The sequence below is a fragment of the Streptomyces sp. NPDC002156 genome (assembly GCF_053593675.1).
On sequence record NZ_JBSFDA010000096.1, the window covers coordinates 20,811 to 38,465 of the forward strand.

General features: G+C 72.5%; 16 protein-coding genes. 5 read left to right on the plus strand and 11 right to left on the minus strand.

The window, feature by feature from the left end:
- Positions 1 to 7: 7 nt before the first annotated feature.
- The 3 genes from ACWCRB_RS31605 to ACWCRB_RS31615 are packed head-to-tail and all read right to left on the minus strand — an operon-like array spanning position 8 to position 2,009.
- Entirely contained in the window at positions 8 to 661 is a 654-nt protein-coding gene (locus tag ACWCRB_RS31605; protein WP_450999306.1) for an RraA family protein, read from the minus strand.
- Positions 658 to 1,329 carry an RraA family protein gene (locus tag ACWCRB_RS31610; protein WP_450999307.1) on the minus strand — a complete coding sequence of 224 codons (672 nt, stop codon included), beginning with the start codon at positions 1,327 to 1,329 and terminating at the stop codon, positions 658 to 660. Before ACWCRB_RS31610 ends, ACWCRB_RS31605 begins: the two co-directional genes overlap by 4 nt.
- Positions 1,326 to 2,009: an RraA family protein gene (locus ACWCRB_RS31615; protein WP_450999308.1), complete on the minus strand. Its 684-nt coding sequence runs from the start codon at positions 2,007 to 2,009 to the stop codon at positions 1,326 to 1,328. The genes ACWCRB_RS31610 and ACWCRB_RS31615 overlap by 4 nt, the downstream gene beginning before the upstream one ends.
- 115 nt (positions 2,010 to 2,124) lie before the next feature.
- On the opposite strand from ACWCRB_RS31615, the gene ACWCRB_RS31620 reads away from it, so the two are divergent.
- Positions 2,125 to 3,024, plus strand: a complete 900-nt coding sequence (locus tag ACWCRB_RS31620) for a LysR family transcriptional regulator (RefSeq protein WP_450999309.1) — start codon at positions 2,125 to 2,127, stop codon at positions 3,022 to 3,024.
- 28 nt (positions 3,025 to 3,052) lie between these two features.
- Here the strand turns inward: ACWCRB_RS31620 and ACWCRB_RS31625 are convergent, their stop codons facing one another.
- The 8 genes from ACWCRB_RS31625 to ACWCRB_RS31660 are packed head-to-tail and all read right to left on the minus strand — an operon-like array spanning position 3,053 to position 11,927.
- Positions 3,053 to 4,000: a sugar phosphate isomerase/epimerase family protein gene (locus tag ACWCRB_RS31625; protein ID WP_450999310.1), complete on the minus strand. Its 948-nt coding sequence runs from the start codon at positions 3,998 to 4,000 to the stop codon at positions 3,053 to 3,055.
- Positions 3,997 to 4,605, minus strand: a complete 609-nt coding sequence (locus ACWCRB_RS31630; RefSeq protein WP_450999311.1) for a nucleoside deaminase — start codon at positions 4,603 to 4,605, stop codon at positions 3,997 to 3,999. Before ACWCRB_RS31630 ends, ACWCRB_RS31625 begins: the two co-directional genes overlap by 4 nt.
- A gap of 39 nt (positions 4,606 to 4,644) precedes the next feature.
- Positions 4,645 to 6,177: a GMC oxidoreductase gene (locus ACWCRB_RS31635; protein ID WP_450999312.1), complete on the minus strand. Its 1,533-nt coding sequence runs from the start codon at positions 6,175 to 6,177 to the stop codon at positions 4,645 to 4,647.
- Positions 6,178 to 6,235: 58 nt separating this feature from the next.
- Positions 6,236 to 7,390, minus strand: coding sequence for an ROK family protein (locus tag ACWCRB_RS31640; RefSeq protein WP_450999313.1), 1,155 nt, complete (start codon positions 7,388 to 7,390; stop codon positions 6,236 to 6,238).
- Complete coding sequence (locus ACWCRB_RS31645; RefSeq protein WP_450999314.1) at positions 7,384 to 8,805, minus strand: carboxylesterase family protein; 1,422 nt, start codon at positions 8,803 to 8,805, stop codon at positions 7,384 to 7,386. Before ACWCRB_RS31645 ends, ACWCRB_RS31640 begins: the two co-directional genes overlap by 7 nt.
- Entirely contained in the window at positions 8,802 to 9,683 is an 882-nt protein-coding gene (locus tag ACWCRB_RS31650) for a carbohydrate ABC transporter permease (protein WP_450999315.1), read from the minus strand. The genes ACWCRB_RS31645 and ACWCRB_RS31650 overlap by 4 nt, the downstream gene beginning before the upstream one ends.
- On the minus strand, positions 9,680 to 10,615 hold the full coding sequence (locus tag ACWCRB_RS31655) for a carbohydrate ABC transporter permease (RefSeq protein WP_450999316.1): 936 nt from the start codon (positions 10,613 to 10,615) through the stop codon (positions 9,680 to 9,682). The genes ACWCRB_RS31650 and ACWCRB_RS31655 overlap by 4 nt, the downstream gene beginning before the upstream one ends.
- A 10-nt stretch (positions 10,616 to 10,625) precedes the next feature.
- Positions 10,626 to 11,927, minus strand: coding sequence for an extracellular solute-binding protein (locus tag ACWCRB_RS31660; protein WP_450999317.1), 1,302 nt, complete (start codon positions 11,925 to 11,927; stop codon positions 10,626 to 10,628).
- A 260-nt stretch (positions 11,928 to 12,187) separates the two neighbouring features.
- Here ACWCRB_RS31660 and ACWCRB_RS31665 point away from each other — a divergent pair, with 260 nt between their 5' ends.
- From ACWCRB_RS31665 to ACWCRB_RS31680, 4 genes are all read left to right on the plus strand, one after another.
- Positions 12,188 to 13,636 (plus strand): hypothetical protein, encoded by a 1,449-nt coding sequence (locus ACWCRB_RS31665; RefSeq protein WP_450999318.1) that lies wholly within the window; start codon positions 12,188 to 12,190, stop codon positions 13,634 to 13,636.
- Positions 13,637 to 13,696: 60 nt separating this feature from the next.
- Positions 13,697 to 14,980 carry an AAA family ATPase gene (locus ACWCRB_RS31670; RefSeq protein ID WP_450999319.1) on the plus strand — a complete coding sequence of 428 codons (1,284 nt, stop codon included), beginning with the start codon at positions 13,697 to 13,699 and terminating at the stop codon, positions 14,978 to 14,980.
- A complete protein-coding gene (locus ACWCRB_RS31675) occupies positions 14,977 to 16,230 on the plus strand; it encodes a vWA domain-containing protein (protein ID WP_450999320.1) in 1,254 nt (417 codons plus the stop codon). The genes ACWCRB_RS31670 and ACWCRB_RS31675 overlap by 4 nt, the downstream gene beginning before the upstream one ends.
- 72 nt (positions 16,231 to 16,302) lie before the next feature.
- Positions 16,303 to 17,553, plus strand: coding sequence for a cytochrome P450 (locus ACWCRB_RS31680; RefSeq protein WP_450999321.1), 1,251 nt, complete (start codon positions 16,303 to 16,305; stop codon positions 17,551 to 17,553).
- Positions 17,554 to 17,655 lie beyond the last annotated feature (102 nt).

Consider the following 17,655-nt stretch of genomic DNA (forward strand, 5'->3'; position numbering starts at 1 on the left):
CCCGACGTCATGAGCCATGGCCCGTCTGTTCCCTGAGGCCGTAGAGGTCGAGGGTGGAGACACCGGCGCGGATGGCGGCGAGGGCCCGGCGCTCGTCGGCGACCCGGGCGTCCGAGGCGTCGAGAGTCGCGGGCACGTCCGCCGCCGGTACGACGACCACCCCGTCCGCGTCACCGACGACCAGGTCACCGGGCCGGACGACCACTCCGCCCACCCGGACCGGTACGCCGAACAGCCCCGGGTGCTCCTTGCCGGTGCCGACCACCGTGACGTGCGGTGCGAAGACCGGGAAACCCAGCTGCGCCTGCTCGGCCACGTCCCGTACCCCGCCGTCCACGACCAGCCCGAGCAGGCCGCGCTGCTGGGCGGCCACGGCGAGGATCTCGCCCCAGTGGCCGTGCGCGGCACCCTGCAGATCGACGACCAGGACACTGCCCGCCGGCGCCTCGGCGACCGCACGGTGCAGCGCCAGGTTGTCCCCGCCGACACCCTGCACGGTGAACGCCGGCCCGGCCACCCTGGCCCCGGACCAGACGGCACGGAGTACGGGGGTACAGGCGCGGGCGTACGAGGAGGACGCCTCGTAGAGGGTGGCGGTGCTGTGGCCGCGCGCGGCGTCGGAATCCGTACCCGTGCCCGCTCTCGTACCCGTGTCCGTCATGACTGCCTCGTCTGGAGCTGGTGGTAGCCCAACTGCTCGCGGGCCGCCCGCAATGTGCTGCCCGCGCGCACGGCCGCGACGATGTCCGCCTCGACGCGTTCGATCCGCTCCGCGCTCTCCGTGATCTGTTCCGCGTCCGCCGCCGGGACGGCGACCACTCCGTCCGCGTCGGCGCATACGAGGGTGCCGGGCCGGATGTTGATGCCGGAGATCGTGACCGGCTCGTTGACGGCCGTCAGACGCACCCGGTCCTTGCCGGTCCGCATGAAACGGCCCCGGGTGAACAGCGGGTAGGTGTGGGTGAGCGATGCCGACACGTCTCGGCAGACACCGTCGATCACGGTGCCGGAGATGCCGCGTACGGCCGCGATCCCGGTCATGATGCCGCCCCACACGGTGACGTCGGTGCGTCCGCCGTTGTCGATGACGATCACCGCGCCCGGCGGTACGTCGTCGAGGAAGTCGCCGACCGTGCCTCGGCCCGTGGTGTCGTCGAGCGGTGCGTAGCGCACGGTGAAGGCGGGGCCGACGGCCCGGAAGCCGTTGGCGAGGGGAGCGAGGCCGTGGACCGCGCCCGGGATACCGGCCCGGTCGAGGGCGTCCGAGACGGCCGCGGTGGGCAGGACGCGGAGCCGGCGCAGGACGTCGGCGTCGGTGTCGTACGTCATCGGGTGCCCTCCGTTCCGGCCAGGCGGGCGTCGCGCATCGCGCGGGGGAGCGGGATGCCAGCGCGTACGTCGGCCTCGATGGCCGCCTCGCGTTCGGCGAGGCGTCGCGCGGTCTCCAGTACCTGCGGGGCCCGCTCGCGGGGTACGACCACGACGCCGCCCTCGTCGGCCAGCACCACGTCACCGGGGTGGACGGTCACCTCGCCGAGGGCGACGGGCTCGCCGGTGGACCTCTGGCGGAGGCGTCCGCGTGCCGTCGCGGGCACCTGGGCGCGGGCGAAGACGGGGAAGCCCAGCTGGCGGGCCTGGCCCACGTCCCGGCAGGCGCCGTCCGTGACGACGCCCCGGACGGAGCGCACCGAGGCGCCGACGCTCAGGATGCCGCCCCACGAAGAGACGTCCGTACGGCCGCCGTTGGCGACGACCACCACGTCGTACGGCCCTGCGGCGGCGATCGCGTCCGTGTGGATGTGGGCGCCGGCGCCGGTGTGTTCGTCGGTCAGTGATTCGAGTTCGACGGTCACCGCGAACCCGGCCACTCTCGGACAGCCCCACATGGGCCGGAGGCCGCCCTGCCCCGGTGGCAGACCGCAGGCGTCCAACGCATCGGAGACCGTGGCGGTGTCCAGTGCTGTGAACTGGGTCAACAGGGTCGCTTCAGGTGTCGTGGCGGTTGTCATGGCCCTCAGTCAAACAAGACCGATTCATATACTGAAGGTCTGGTTTCCTCTCTCTTTGATATGCACAGCGACTGAAGGAGGCGGGTGAAGTGACTGACGACATGTGGAGCGAACGATGATCGAGGTACGGCAGGCCCGCTATTTCCTGGCCGTCGCGGAGACCCTCCACTTCGGCCGTGCCGCCGAGCAGCTCGCCATGTCGCAGCCGCCCCTGAGCCAGGCGATCCTCCAGCTCGAACGACGCCTGGGCGTCCGGCTGTTCGACCGCAGCGGACGTCAGGTCACGCTCACCGAGACCGGCCGGGCGTTCGCCGCCGAGTGCCGCACGCTGGTGGCCGCCGCCCGGCACGCGGAGGAGGTCGCGACGCAGGCCGAGGCCGGCCTGGTCGGCACCCTGCGCGTCGGCGTGGTCACCTCGGCGCTCAGCGAACCCCTGCTGGGCACCCTCGCCGCCTTCCGGCAGGCCCGCCCGCGCGTCGAACTGCGGATCACCGAGTGGGACACCGGATCGGCCCAACAGGCCCTGCTCCAGCACGAGATCGACATCGCGGTCGTCCGGCCCAGCGCACCGGTCCGTGGGCTGCGCGCCCGTCCCTGGCGTCACGACGAGTTCGTGATCGCCCTTCCGCCGGACCACCCGCTCGCCGCAGACGCCCCGCACCCCGTCGACCTCGCCCGTTTCGCCGACGAACCCTGGGTGTGGCTGCGCCGCGAGGCCTCACCGGACTACCACGACCAGCTCATGGCCACCTGCCGCAGAGCCGGACTCACCCCCGACGTACGCCACCTCGCCCAGTCGATCCTCACCCAGCTGGCGATGGTGAGGTGCGGCCTGGGCGTCACCCTCGTCCCGAACGTCACGGCCGCCTCGACGGAACCCCCGGTCCCGTTCCGGCCCCTCACCGACCGCGCCGACCTCGTCGAACTCTCACTCGTGTCGCGGGACGGCGGTACGGAGGAACCCCTGACCCGGGAGTTCCTGCACATCGCCGAGATCGCCGACAACGCCGGGTGACGGGACGAGCCCCGGAGGGCCGGTCATGTCACGCGAGGGCCCGCCGCGCGACAGCCACCCCCGCCCGCAGCGCAGCCACCGGATCCGGTGCCTCGTCCAGCTCGATGAGCACCGTGCCCGCGCCGGGTGTGCGGGACATCGCGTCGGCCCAGCCGGGCCAGTCCACGATGCCCGTGCCCAGTTCCGTCATGTAGGGCTGCTGCTGGGCGAACACCGTGTCGTCGATGGTGAGTTCGACGTCGATCGGCCGGACCGCGTCCTTCCAGTGCGCCAGTGCGATCCGCTGCGCGTGCCGACGCGCGACGGCCACCGGATCCCCGCCGCCGAGCGCGATGTGGCACGAGTCCGGGCACAGCCACACATAGCGCGGGTCGGTCAGCGCCATGAACAGGTCGATGTCCCGCTCGTACCAGAGCGTGCTGTTGGACTCCGTGTGGAAGGCGAGCCGCACCCCGTGCCGGGTGACCGCGTCGCCGACCGCGTGGGCGATGTCGGCCATCCGGGACATGTACGCCGCGTCGACGAAGAAGGGCGGGCGCGTCCCGAACGTCGTGCGCATGGGCAGCCCGGCGATCAGCAGGTCCGCCCCGACCTCGGCGAGGAAGGCCGCGCGCCGCTCGGCGTCGGCGACGATCGCGGGCAGGTTGTCGCCCTGCCGCCAGTCGGGGGCGTCGCTCCCGGCCACGAAGGCGCTCACCACGCCCAGTCCCCGTGCCTCCAGCGCGCGCCGGAACGAGGACGCGCTGCCGAACGCCCGCAGGGCCGACTCGATGTCGCCGGGCGCGAAGGTCAGCTCGATACCGGTGACCCCGGCCTCGGCCAGCGCGTCCAGTACCCGCTCCCAGAAGCCCACGGGGTCGCCGAGCGCCAACTCCCGTACGGAGTCCGCGGTTTCGAGGCCCCAGAACGCCGGGTGGTAGAAGGTGATGACGTCGGTGGCGAACCGCGGTTCGGCGTGGGCGGTCGGCGGAGTCACTCCGCACCCCCACGGGCGTTGTAGACGACCACACCGTCGGCGTCGACCGCGCCCCGGTAGTTCCGGAACACGGCGAGCGCCTCCTCCCGCAGCACGTCCTGTATGACCTTGATGCCACGCGCCTCGAACTGCTCGGCCCAGTCCGCGCCCAGCGGGCCCTCGTCGAACGTGGTGATCTCCTCCAGTTCCGGTCCCTCGCCCGCGACCACCAGACCACGTACCCCGGACCACAGGGTGGCGCCGTAGCACTGCACGCACGGACGCCAGTTGACGACCAGCTCGTGCGCCGCCAGGCCGTCGCCGCCCAAGTCCCAGCCGCCGACGGCCGTTTGGGCCAGCCCGAGGGCGACGACCTCGGCGTGCGCGCTGGAGACACCGGAGGCGAGCACGACGTTCACGCCGACCGAGACGATCCGGCCGGTGTCCTGCTCGGCGACGAGTGCCGCGAACGGACCGCCGTTGCCCTCACGCCAGTTGCGGTCCGCCAGACGGTGCACGAGACGCATCCGGTCGTCGCGGTCCGGGACGACGCCGGGCACGTCCGCCAACTCGTCGTCGATCCAGGCCGGCAACGCCACCCGGTATTCCCTCGCGATCTCGATCACGGTACAACTCCCTTGCGAAGTACGGCAGTTCTGTAGAGGTCAGTGCGCGGTGAGCGCGGTGCGGTGTGCCACGACGGCACGGGCCGCCCGTACGGCCGTCACCGCGCCCGTGAGGGTGACGTTGGCGGCCATGGCCGTGGGGATCACGCCGTTGCCGGCGAGGTACAGGTTGTCGAAGCCCCACACCCTGCCGTCCGGGTCGCACACGCTGGTGCCGTCGTCGGCCGTACCCGAGCGGACCGTGCCGGTCACGTGCAGCGACGAGCCGGGCGGGAGCAGCGCCGACTCGGTTGCCGGGTCGAACGGGCCGAACTCCTCGGCGATCGCCCGGACTTCGTCCAGCGCGCGCCGGAGCAGTGCCCGGTCGGCGTCGGAGTAGGCGAACTCGACGCCTATGCGCGGCAGTCCGGCGAGGTCGGTGGCCGACTCCGAGAACACGAGCCGGTTCTCGGGACGCGACTCCACAGGGACGTACAGCGCGAGGCCCACGTTGTGCGCGAGGGGGCGGCCGGCCTCGTCCACGTACGTCCGGTTCATGATCTGGCCGTGGAACGGCTGTGCCGCTCCGTTGCGCGGCAGCCAGAGCGAGTCCGTGCAGAACTCGCCGACGCGGGCCAGTGGCAGGGCGTCGAGGGCGATGCCGAACCGGTCGAGGTCGAGCAGCACTCGGCCGGTGACGAAGGCGTGCTCGTTGAGGTGGCGGCCCAGGGCGTCGGGGCGGATGCCCGAGGCGAACAGGAGCTGCGGGGTGCGCAGCGCGTCGGCGCACACCACCACGGTGTCGGCGCGGAGTTCGGACTCGGCGCCGTCGATGACGCGGCGGAGTCGGGCGCCCGCGACCCGGCCGTCGTCCTCCGACGCGATGAGCGAGGTCGCGAGGGTGCCGGTGACCAGGGTGAACGCCGGGTCCCCGCCGGTCGCGATCGGGGGGAAGATCGTGCCCGGGGCGGTGCGCGGCAGGGGGCCCGAGGCCGTCGCGGTGACCGCCATCGGCATGGGCTGCGGGCGCCGGTCGTGGGGTCCGGTGCCGTCGTAGCGCCGGCGCAGGACGTCGAGGACCAGTTCGCCGACCTCGGTCGGGCCGATCGGGGCGGGCGTGACCGCCAGCATCCGGTGGGCGGTGGCCAGATCCGCCGCCCAGCCTGCCGGGTCGCCGAAGTCGAACACCTCGTCCCCGGCGGGCCACGGCGTCGCGGCCGTCCAGTGCACCCCCATGCCGCCCGCGTTCCACGCCAGCGCCGTCGCGGGCATCGCCTCGGCGTCCTCACCGAAGGCCAGCGCGTGGAACATGCCCGGCGCCAGGGCGTCGAGGCCGTCCGCGACCTCGCGCACCACCTCGGCGCCCGTGTACATGCCCTGGATGCCGGAGGTGACCTGCTCGTTGTAGCGCTCCCACAGGACCGGGTCGTCGACGTCGTGCAGATGCACACCGGGGGCCGTACCGATCGCCTCGCCGCCGTCGACCATCGTGATGCGCAGCGCCGGATCGGTGTCCCGCAGCAGCCGGGCCACGACGGCTCCCATGATGCCGCTGCCGACGACGAGGACATCGGTGTGGGGGGTGTCGGTCACAGTGAAGCTCCATGTCTTGTACCGCGGTTGGTGCTGAGAAGAGTGAGAGGTGGGCGCGCTACGCACTGTGGACGAGGGGGCCGAACAGCTCGGTGTCCATACGGTCGAGGGCCAGCTTGACGGCTCCGACGAGCGGGGCGTCGCGGCCCAGGAGCGTGGCACGCAGTTCGACGGCGGGGTTGCGGGCCTCGCGCAGCGCCGCGCCCACCCGGGGCAGCAGCATGTCGGCCGCCTCCTCCAGGCCGCCGCCGAGCACGATGAGCGAGGGCGCGACGGTCCACGACAGGGTCGTGAGGATCGACGTGATGTGCTCCACGAGCTCGTCGACCTCGCCCAGCGCGGTCGCGTCACCCTCGCGGGCCGCCTCGAACCGGCCGAGCGCGACCGCGCGTTGGGCCGGATCGGGTGAGGTGAGCCAGGCCACCGGGTGGTTCTCGACCGAGTTCGCCGGGATCGAGGCCGCCTCGACGATCTCACCCGCGGCGCCGTCGAGACCCCGGTGCACGGCCCCTCGGATGAGGATGCCGAGTCCGGTCCTGTTCCCGAGCATCGCCCATACGACGTTGTCGTGGTCGCCGGCCACGCCCCGCCAACGTTCCGCGAGGGCACCGAGGTTGGTGTCGTTGTCCGCGAACCACGGTACCCGGATGCGTCGCGTGAGCTCCTCGGGCAGGTTCACGCCTTCCCACCGCGTCGTGTGGACCAGTCGGCGTACGACTCCGTCGTCGTCGATGGCACCGAGGCCCGCGACCGCGCCGGCCCGCAGCCGGTCCACCGACCCGCCCGCGTCGTCGAGCGCCTCCAGCACCAGTGCAGCCACGTCGTCCAGGGTGGCCTGGGGATCCTGGTAGGCGCGCAGCGGCCGGTGGGCCCGGCCGAGGATCCGGCCGCGGACATCGGCGACGACCGCGGACGCGCCCGAGGTGGTGATCTGCGCCGCCGCCAACAGGGCGTGTTCGGCCCGGAGTTCGTAGCGTCGGGCGGGGCGTCCGGCGCAGCCGCTGGTCGGTACGCGCTCCAACTCCGTCACCCAGCCCGCCTCGACGAGCGAGTCCAGGATGAGTTCGATGGTGCGGCGCGAGAGACCGGCCCGCTCGGCGAGCGCGGTCAGCGTCATAGGCTCGGCCGAAACCGCCAACGCCCTCAGGATCACTGAGGTGTTGACGCGCCGGACCGCGGTCTGGTTCATGCCGTTCATCCCGGACCTCAGCATGCCTCCACCACCCTGGACACCGCCCGTACGACGGGATCGAACACGCCCGTGGTGTCGGCCACGATCGCCGCGCCGGGCCGACCGTACTCGCGCGCCGGATCACCCGGCCCACCGGTCGCCCGTGCCCAGCCCGGCTCCCGGCCGTGGACGAAGCCGACGAGATCGGTGTGCGTGGTTGTGGCCAACTCCGTGGGCGGGTACGGCCCGAGCGCCTCCGCGCAGCCCGGTGCGTCGAGCAGGTCGAAGAAGAACGGGATGTCCACGCAGTGCGCGGAGCCGCCGAGCACGGGGGAGGGCCACTCGAAGGAGTACAGCCAGGTACCGGCGTCCGCGTCACGACGCGCCGCCGCCACGCGTGGACAGGCGGCGCGGAACAGGGTGTCCGTCACCCGGGTGCCCGCCGCGCGGCGGGCGGCCAGTTCGGCGGGGCTGTACGGGCTCGGGTGCGCGTTCTCCGGCGCGGCACCGCAGTCGAACTCGTCGCCCGTCGCGCCGAGCAGCAGAGGTACGTCGTGTCCGTGCCGCGTGAGCCCGTCGGCGACCGGTACCGGCAGGATGTCGTCGCCGACGATCGGGCCCAACGGGAGGATGTCGGCGCCGAGTTCGTCCCGCAGGGCGACCACGGCCTCCTGGAGTTGCTCCTCGGTACGGCTGTCGAACCCGGCCCGCGTAGGCGGCACGCCCACCCGCTCCCCGAGCCGCTCGACGAACTCGCGGGCGACGACTCCGTCCCCGTCGAAGAGGCCACCCGACAGGCTGACCGCCCGCTGGAAGAGGCCGCTCGCTGCGGGCGACGAGAGCAGTGCGAGCACCGCCGCGCCCCCGGCCGACTGACCGGCGACGGTGACCCGGCCCGGATCGCCGCCGAACGCCCCGATGTTCTCCTGGACCCAGTCGAGCGCGAGCAACAGGTCGCGCAGACCGAGGTTGGTGGGTACGCCGTCCAGCAGGGCGAATCCGTCGACGCCCAGCCGATAGCCGACGGTGACGCAGACGACGCCGTCCCGGGCGAAGGAACGGCCGTCGTACCAGGGGCTCGCCGGGCTGCCCGCGAGGAAGCCACCGCCGTGGATCCACACCAGGACCGGGCAGGACACGTGATCGTCGGCCGGGGCGGGAGCCGGTGCGACGACGGAGAGGTTCAGGATGTCGTCGCCGGGCACCGACGGCTCCGGAATCGTGGTCGTGGCGAACAGCGGAACGCGCTGCGAGGTGGGCCCGGGCCGGGACGCGTCGAACGGCTCCGGGAACCGGTCGCGTCGGACCGGCGCCGCGAACCGCTGTACGCCGGTGGGCTGTTGGGCGTACGGGATGCCGAGGAAGCGCTGTACGGGACCGGTGCGACGGCCGACGACGGGACCGGCGGGGGAGTGCACGGTGACGGCGATGTCGGCGGCGTCGTTCACGGCGGTCACCGCATGCCCGATCCGGAGATGCCCTGGACGAAGTAGCGCTGGAGGAACAGGAAGAGCACCAGTACCGGCAGCATCACGACGATCGCGCCGGCGAGCAGCAGGCCGTAGTCGGTGACGTGGGCGGCGGCCTGGCTGGTCGCGGCGAGGCCCACCGGGAGCGTGTAGGTGTCCATGCTCTGGGCGACGATGAGCGGCCAGATGAAGTTGTTCCACGAGGTGAGGAACGACATGATCGTGATCGTCGCGACCGCCGGGCCGGCCAGCGGCAGGAAGATCCGGAAGAAGATCCGGAACTCGCCCGCGCCGTCGATCCGCGCCGCCTCCAGCAGTTCGTCGGGGACGGACATCGCGTACTGCCGCATGATGAACACCGACAGCGGCAACGCGACGCCGGGCAGGGCGATTCCGGTCAGGGTGTCCGCGAGCCCCATGTCCACGGTGAGCACGAACTGCGGGACGAACACCGTGGTGAGCGGCACCATCATCGCCGCCATGACCGCGCCGAACGCGAGCCGTTTGCCCGCGAAGTCGAGCTTGGCGAGCGCGTAACCGGCGGCCGATGCGGCCACGATGTTGCCGGCCACCACTAGGGCGGCGACCACGACGCTGTTGGCGAGGAACTGCCCAAAACCCTCGGTTCGGAACAGCCGGGTGAAGTTGTCGAGGGTGACGTGGTGCGGGAGCCAGGCGCCGGGGTCGGAGCGGATCTCGTCGAGGCTGCGCAGCGAGCCGCTGGCCACCCAGACGAACGGGAGCAGGGTGAGCAGCGCGCAGAGCACCAGCGCGCCGTACAGCAGCGGGCGGGCGAGGGAACGGCGGGGCGCGGCGGCCAGGTCGGTGGTCGCGTGGGCGTTCGCCGGTGCGGCGAGGGCGGTCATGTGCGGGACCTCAGCAGTCGGAACTGGACGATGCTCACCAGGGCCACCAGCAGCAGCATCACGAAGGACGCGGCCGAGGAGACCCCGAACTCGCCCGAGCCGAACTGGCGGTAGGTGTACAGCGCCATCGACTCGGTGGAGCCCAACGGGCCGCCGTTGGTCAACAGATAGGGCTCGTCGAACACTTGGAGGTAGAAGACGGTCAGCAGGACGGAGACCATGAGGGTGGTGGGCAGCAGCAGGGGGAGCGTGATGTGCCTCAACTGCCGCCAGCGGCCCGCCCCGTCGAGGGCGGCGGCCTCGTACACGTCCTGCGGGATCGCCTGCAGTCCGGCGAGGAACAGGACCATCGCGGTGCCGAAGTTGCGCCAGATGCCGAGCAGGATGACGACGGGCATCGCCAGGTTCTGGTCGTCCAGCCAGTTCGGTCCGGCGAGGCCGACCGCGCCGAGCACCTTGTTGACGGTGCCGTCGGCGTTGAAGGCGTACTGCCAGATCAGGGCCACCGCCACGACGTTGGTGACGACCGGCGCGAAGAAGACCGTACGGAACACCCCGCGCAGCCGCCGGATGCCGGAGTTCAGCGCGAGCGCCAGCGCGAATCCGATGCCCATGGTCAGCGGCACCCCGACGACCACGAAGACGGCGGTGTTCAGGATGTCCCGCAGGAAGCTCTCGTCCTGGAACAGCCGGAGATAGTTCTCCAGCCCGGTGAAGTTGACCGCGAACGGGTGCCGCAGGTCCGCGCCCCGGAGGTCGGTGAGGCTGAACCCGAGCGCGGCGACGGTGGGGATCGCCGTGTAGAGCAGGAACACGACACCGAACGGCGCGAGGAACAGCCAGGCGACGGCGGTTCGCCGACCGCCCCGGGGGCTTCGGGTGCTCCGGGAGCGGCGCGCTCGGCGCGGCGCCCCCGGACTGATGGTGGTCATCGTCGGCGGCTCACTTCGCGCCCGTGCCGAGGCTGTCGGCGTACGACTGGACGTTCGCGGCGGCCTTCGCGGCGGTCTCCGTGCCCTTGGCCACGGCCTCCATCTCCTTGCCGAGCCGCGTCGCGACCTGCTGCCAGGTGCTCACCTGCGGGAACGCCTCGGTGTTCTTCAGCTGGGTGAGGAAGGCGTCGAGGAGCGGCTGGTCCGCGATCGCCGGGTCGTCCCAGGCGGAGATGACCGCCGGCAGCGAGCTGTACGCCTTGTACTGCGCGACCTGCGTGGACGGCTCCGTCAGATACCGGACCAGCTTCCACGACGCGTCCGCGTCGCCGTCGCCCGCGAGGACGCCCCAACTGCCCCCGGCGGAGAAGGACTTGCTGCCCGAGGATCCGGCGGGCAGTGGCGCGGTGGCGACATTGGCGGCCGTCCAGCCGTCCTTCTTCGCGGCGGCGTCGAGCTGGCCGACGACCCACGGCCCGGTGATCATCATGGCGGTCTTCCCGGACACGAAGTACGGCTGCGCGTCGAGGAACGTGGGCCCGCTGGTGTCGGCCACGCCGGAGGTGAAGAAGGACGCGTTGTACTGGAGCGCGTCGACCATCGCCGGAGTGTCGAGGGTCCACTTCCCGCCGGAGGAGAGCAGCGAGCCGCCGGCCTGCCAGGCGTACATCGCGACGTCCTGGCCGTTGAAGATGTCCCAGCCGATGTCGGCCCCGAGACCGCGCTTGGCGCCCGCGCCCTGGAGCGCCTTGAGGAACGGCACCGTCTCGTCCCACTTGGTCGGCGCGCTCACACCGGCCTTCTTGGCGAGGTCGGCGCGGTAGACGAGCGCGTAGGTGTAGGCGTACCAGGGCACCGTGTAGGCGACGTTTCCGGCCACGCCCGCGGCCCAGAGACTCTCGAAGAAGGCCGACTTGTCGACGAGGCCGTCCGGGACGGGCCGGAGGATCGCCGGGTCGAGGAACTGCGCCTGCGACTCGGGGAAGAACTGGGCGACATCGGGCCCCTTGCCCGCCGCGATCGCCGACTGGAGCTTGGTGTAGTACTCGCCGTTCGGTATCAGGGTCAGCTTCACGGTGACGTCCGGGTTCGCGGCCTTGAAGGGCTTGATGACCTTGTCGAGCACGTCGGCGTCGCCCTGGGCGGCCCAGACGGTGACGGTGCCGGTGGCCGGGGAGTCGTCGACGGGTTCGGCGGTGGTTGTCGCGGCGGCGGTGTCGTCGCTGCGTCCACAGCCCGTGAGGGCGAAGGCGCCCGCGAGAGCGAGGCCCGCGGTCAGCTTCAGGGCGCCGCGTCGGGAGGGTATGGACACTCGGGGCTCCTGTGCAGGGGTTGTGCCAGTGGCTGGTGGCGAAAAGGTATGAGCGAGGTATTTCGGTCGAGTGGCACTGCCGTCACGAATAATTTCGGAACTTGTAGCGAAATCCATTTATGGCGGTTTGAGGCACTTGGGAGGGAATGGTCGAGCGGAAAAGAGGTGGCGGACCGCGGCCGGAGGTCGGTACGGTCCCGCACGATGACTACTGACTCCGTTGACAGATCGGGGGTCCCGTCCGCGCAAGGTGAGTGCTGATGCTCACTCGCCACGCGTCCGGGGACACCCACCTCTCTTATTGGCCGCGCGTACGACAGTTCGCCGTGCCTCCGTCCATGATCGAGACCGCGACCGCGCGCCGTCTGGCCGGGGACTGGGCGGGCGCGTGCGCCGCCGCGGGCGTCGACGTCGATCTGAACCCACGGTCCGTGGCACGCACCCACGGCCGCGAACTCGCCGCCCGACTCCGCGCAGATCTCCGCCACTTGGCGCCCGACCTCCTGCGCTGGCACCTGCCGAGGATCGCCCCCGACGGACTCCTGCGCCCGGGCCTGACCATCAGCCTGGCCCGGTACGACGCCCCCGGGCAGCCCGGCGCTCACCCGGCGCACCTCGTGGCCCGGACCCCGCCCGCCTGGGCGGACGCCGGCCAGCGGATCAGCCTCACGCTGTGGGACGGCTCCCTCGGCTCCCTCGGCGCCCACAGCTCCTCCGGCTCCCACGGCTCCCTCGCCTCCTATGCCGATGCGGGTGCCCGCCGCCATCCGCACCCCCACCCGAGCCGACGGTTCCGCCTCGACCTGCACCGCCACCTCTGGGACGCGCGCAGAACCGATGAGCTGCGGACCCGGTCCGGGGCCGACCGGCCGCCCGGCGGCGACGGTCCCGCCACGGCCCCGGATCCGCTGGACCGGGCGCCGCAGGGGCTCCGCTGTGCCGTGGACCGGTGGGCGGCCGAGGCGGAGCTGCTGCTCGACGCCGACGGGCGGTCCACCGGCAGCGGAACCGGCGGGGGTGCGGTCACCGTACGGTTCGGGGCCCGGCGCCGGCTGCTCCTGGAGCTGGTCGCGGCCCCGGACTGCGGCGGCCCGCCCGCGCTGCGGATCACGGAGGCGCTCAAGGCCGGCCACGCCTCCGGACTGCCGGTCCTGCCCGACGCGTCGACCTGGGTACCGCCCGACCTGGAGCTGCTCCGGGCCGGCGCGATCGAGGTGGACCGGCTGCACCCGCTGGTCGCCTCGGCACTCGTACCGGACCGTCCGCCGACCGGCCCGCCCCGGATCCCGGACCGACCGGGCGAACCGCGCCTCGTCGAGTGCCGGGGTGCCCGGCACCGGATCGGCCTGGTCGACGGGGTGCTCGCCCCGCTGGACCACGACCCGGCCGAGCTACGCCGGGAGGAACTCCTGGCCGAACTGACCGGCACCCCGATGCCCTGTCTGCGGGCCATCGACGAGGCCCACCGCCACCCGGACTGCCTCACCGGCGTCCGCGAGCGACTGGACCACGGCGACATCGCCGGTGCGCTGGCCGTCGTAGAAGGACTGCTGGGCCCCGAAGCGGTACTGCGCGGCGGTGCTCTGCGCGACGAACTGGAGCGGGCCGCCGAGCGGCGGATCACGTACGGACTGTTCAGGGCGGGCCTGATCGGAGCCGGGCCCGGACCTGGATCCCGGGGCCGCCCTCACGGCCGCCGAACTCACTGAAAGTCGCTCCAAATTCCCCTGCATCGCTGCTAGTTACTACGAACCCAAAGGTGATCAAACATGCCCACAGACATTTCCTTCGCCACCCCCGAGTCCGCCTCGGCCCTACCCCCCACCCCCCAACTCGACATCGCCGCCGACCTGTTGACCCTGCTCCGCGACACCACCACCGAACCCCGCCCCGACATCCAGCTGGAGGCCCTGACGCTGGCCGTGGCCGCCGATCTGCCCGTGCTGCTCTGGGGTGAACCGGGGATCGGCAAGACCGCGGCCCTCACACAGCTGGCCGCCGCCCTGGACCTGCCCCTCACCACGGTGATCGCGAGTGTCCACGAGCCGTCCGACTTCTCCGGGCTGCCCGTCATCGGCGACGATCCCGCGACGCACGGTGTGCCGATGGCCCCGCCGGACTGGGCGGTACGACTCGTACGGGCCGGCCGGGGACTGCTGTTCCTCGACGAGCTGTCCACCGCGCCGCCCGCAGTTCAGGCCGCGCTGCTCCGGCTGGTCCTGGAGCGGCGGATCGGCGCCCTCCAACTGCCGCCCGGCGTAAGGATCGTGGCCGCCGCCAACCCCCGGTCCTCGGCAGCCGACGGCTGGGAACTGAGCCCGCCGCTCGCCAACCGCTTCGTCCATCTCCGGTGGACCCACGACCACGAGGTCGTCGTACGCGGCCTCGGCGGGACCTGGCCCCGGGCCACGCTGCCCCGGCTCGACCCCGAGAAGCTGCCCGAGGCCGTGGAGTTCGCCCGCCGCGCGGTGTGCGCGCTGCTCGCCGCCCGCCCCAAGCTCGTGCACCAGTTGCCCAGCAACGAGACGCGCCGGGGCGGGGCCTGGCCGTCACCCCGCAGCTGGGACATGACCCTGAGCCTGATCGCCTTCGCGACCGCCGCCGGTTCCTCACGGGAGGTGCTCTCGCTGCTGGTCAGGGGCGCGGTCGGGGACGGTCCGGGGCTGGAGCTGCTGGCGAGCCTGGACCGGCTGGACCTCCCGGATCCCGAGTCGCTGCTCGCCGACCCGGCCAGTGCCGAACTGCCCGAGCGCGGGGATCTGCGCCAGGCCGTGCTCGACGGTGTGGTGGCGGCCGTCCGGGGGCGCCCGGACAAGTCCCGCTGGGACGCGGCGTGGGCGCTGCTCGTCCGGGCGCTGGAGACCGGGGCCCCGGACCTGGTGGTCGTCCCGGCGACCACACTCGCCTCGCTGCGGCAGGAGGACTGGGACGTCCCGACGGCGATCGAGCAGCTCGCCGGTGTGGTGTCCCTGTCCCGGCGGGCGGACCGGGCGGCGGACCGTGTCGCGGGACGTGTCGGGGCCGGCACGACCGGAGCGAAGGGCGGCCGATGACCACCGACGTATCGGGACCGGGCACCCTGGACCTCGGCAAACTCTTCGCCGCCCGACTGCACGCCGTGCGGGCCCGCCCGTACCTGGCCACGGCCCTGTTCGCCCTGCACCCCGTCGAGTCGCGGCAGGTCCCGACGATGGCCGTCGACCGGCACTGGCGGTGTTACGTCTCGCCGGCGTTCGTGGACCGGATGCCGGTCGAGGAACTGGCCGGGGTGTGGGTGCACGAGGTCTCCCACCTGCTGCGCGACCACCACGGCCGCAGCGACCGCTTCGCCCGCGAGCACGGGCTGACCGGCCCCGGGGAACGGCTGCGGATGAACATCGCCGCGGACTTCGAGATCAACGACGACGTGTTCGGCGACGGGCTCGTCCACCCCGAAGGCGCCGTCCAGCCAGGATCGGCGGGGCTTCCGCAGGGCCTGCTCATGGAGGAGTACCTGACCCGGTTCAAGCTCGCACCGAACATGATGGGCCTGTACTGGCTGGACTGCGGCAGCGGCGCCGACGGACTCGGCCGGGAATGGGATCTCGGCCCCGACGGCGCGCACGGTCTGAGCGAGCAGGAACGGGACGCGGTCCGCTTCCGGGTGGCGCAGGGCATCAACGGCCGCCCCGGGCACGCCCCGAAGGGATGGCGGCGCTGGGCGGAGGAGGCGTTCCATCCGCCGCAACCCTGGCGGGAGTTGCTGGGCGCGGCGGTCCGCTCGGCGGCCTCGGGCGGTGGCGTCGGCGAGGACTACACGTACGGCCGGCCGTCGCGCCGCTCGGCCGGGCTGACCGGCGTCGTCCTGCCGAGCCTGCGGCGCAGACCGCCCCGGGTCTCCGTGGTCATCGACACCTCCGGGTCGGTCAGCGACGCCGAACTGGGCAGCGCGCTCCTGGAGGTCGCGGCGATCTCCCGCGCGGTGGGCGGCCGACGGGACCTGGTCACCGTGGTGCCGTGCGACGCGTCGGCCCAGTTCGTGCACCCGCTGTGCAGCGCCGAGGGGATTCCCCTGCTCGGCGGCGGGGGTACGGACCTGCGCACCGGCTTCGCCAAGGCGCTGAGGGCGAACCCGCGCCCCGACGCCGTCGTGGTCCTGACCGACGGCCAGACACCCTGGCCGGAGACCCGGCCGCCGTGCCGGACGGTGGTGGGCCTGTTCCCCCGGCAGCCCACGTCCCGACGGTGGGGCGAGAGCGAGGGCGACGACGACTACGTACCGGACTCGCCGCCCGACTGGGCGCGAGTGGTCCACATCGAATAGACGTCCACGGAGAGACGTCCACGGCTCGGCACCCGGTGATCTCCGGGCCAACAGGACTGAAAGGATGGCCCGATGAGCACCCCTTCCTCACTTCTGTCGGCGTTTCGTCCCAAGGTCCAAGAGCGTCTCTACGACTTCTACGAAGAACTCCGGAGCGCCGACGACCTGTTCTGGGACCGCCGCACGGGCGCCTGGATCGCGACCGGGCACGCCGTGGTCAGCAGCGCCGCGAACGCGCCCGGCCTGTCCTCGGTGCGCTACCCCGACATCGAGGCCGTCCCCGAGGAACTGCGGCCGCTGGCCCGGGTCCTGAGCAGACAGATGCTCTACAACGACGCCCCCGACCACGCCCGGCTGCGGGCGCTGATCGGCAAGGCGTTCACCGCGCGTGCGGTGGCGGCACTGCGCGCGCGGATCGTCGAGGCCGTCGACCGGATCATCGCCGACGCGGCGCCGACCGGCCGCATGGACATCGTCGCGGACCTCGCCAAACCCCTTCCCCTGACCATCATCTGCGACCTTCTCGACGTACCGGAGGAGGACCGCGCCGCCGTCGCCGCCTGGTCCGAGCCGGTCGCCGAGGCCATCGGCAACTCCCGGCTCGACGAGGACCGCAACCGCGAGGCCTCGCAGAGCATGGCGGACATGCTCGCGTACCTACGGGAACTGCTCACCCGCCAGGACGCCACGCCGACTCCCCACACCCTGCGCGCGATGGTGAACGCCCAGGCCGACAACACCGAACAGGACCTCGACGAACTCCTCGCCAACTGCGCCCTGTTGCTCATCGCCGGCCACGAGACCACCACCCACTTCATCGGCAACGCCACCCTCGCCCTGCTCCGCGACCCGGACGCGGCCGACCAACTGCGCGCCAAACCCGAGCTGATGCCCGCCGCGGTCGAGGAACTCCTGCGCTACGACGCCCCGGTACAGCTGATGCTGCGCCGGGCCCGGCACGACCTGGACCTCGCGGGCCGCGCCATCGAGGAGGGGCAGACGGTGCTGCTGGTGTGCGGCGCCGCCAACCGGGACCCGGCCGTCTTCCCCGACCCCCACGCGCTGGACTTCGAACGCTCCGGCTCCGGCGGCCGGCACATGTCCTTCGGCCACGGCCCGCACTTCTGCCTCGGCGCGGCGCTGGCCCGCATGGAGGGCGAGATCGTCCTGGACGCCCTCCTCAACCGCCTCCCGGACCTCCGCCTCGACGGCACCGAGCCCCCGAAGTGGCAGCGCAGCCTGAACTTCCGCGGGCTCACCCGCCTGGACGTGGCCTTCACGCCGACGGGGGTGGAGACGGGTCCGGTCGCGGCGGGGTCCTGACCCCGGAGCGCGGGGGACCCCATCGGTATCGATGGGGGTTGCCCCCGCGCTCCGGGCCGGGGGCCCGCTCCGGGCCGGGGGCCCGCTCCGGGCCGGGGGCCC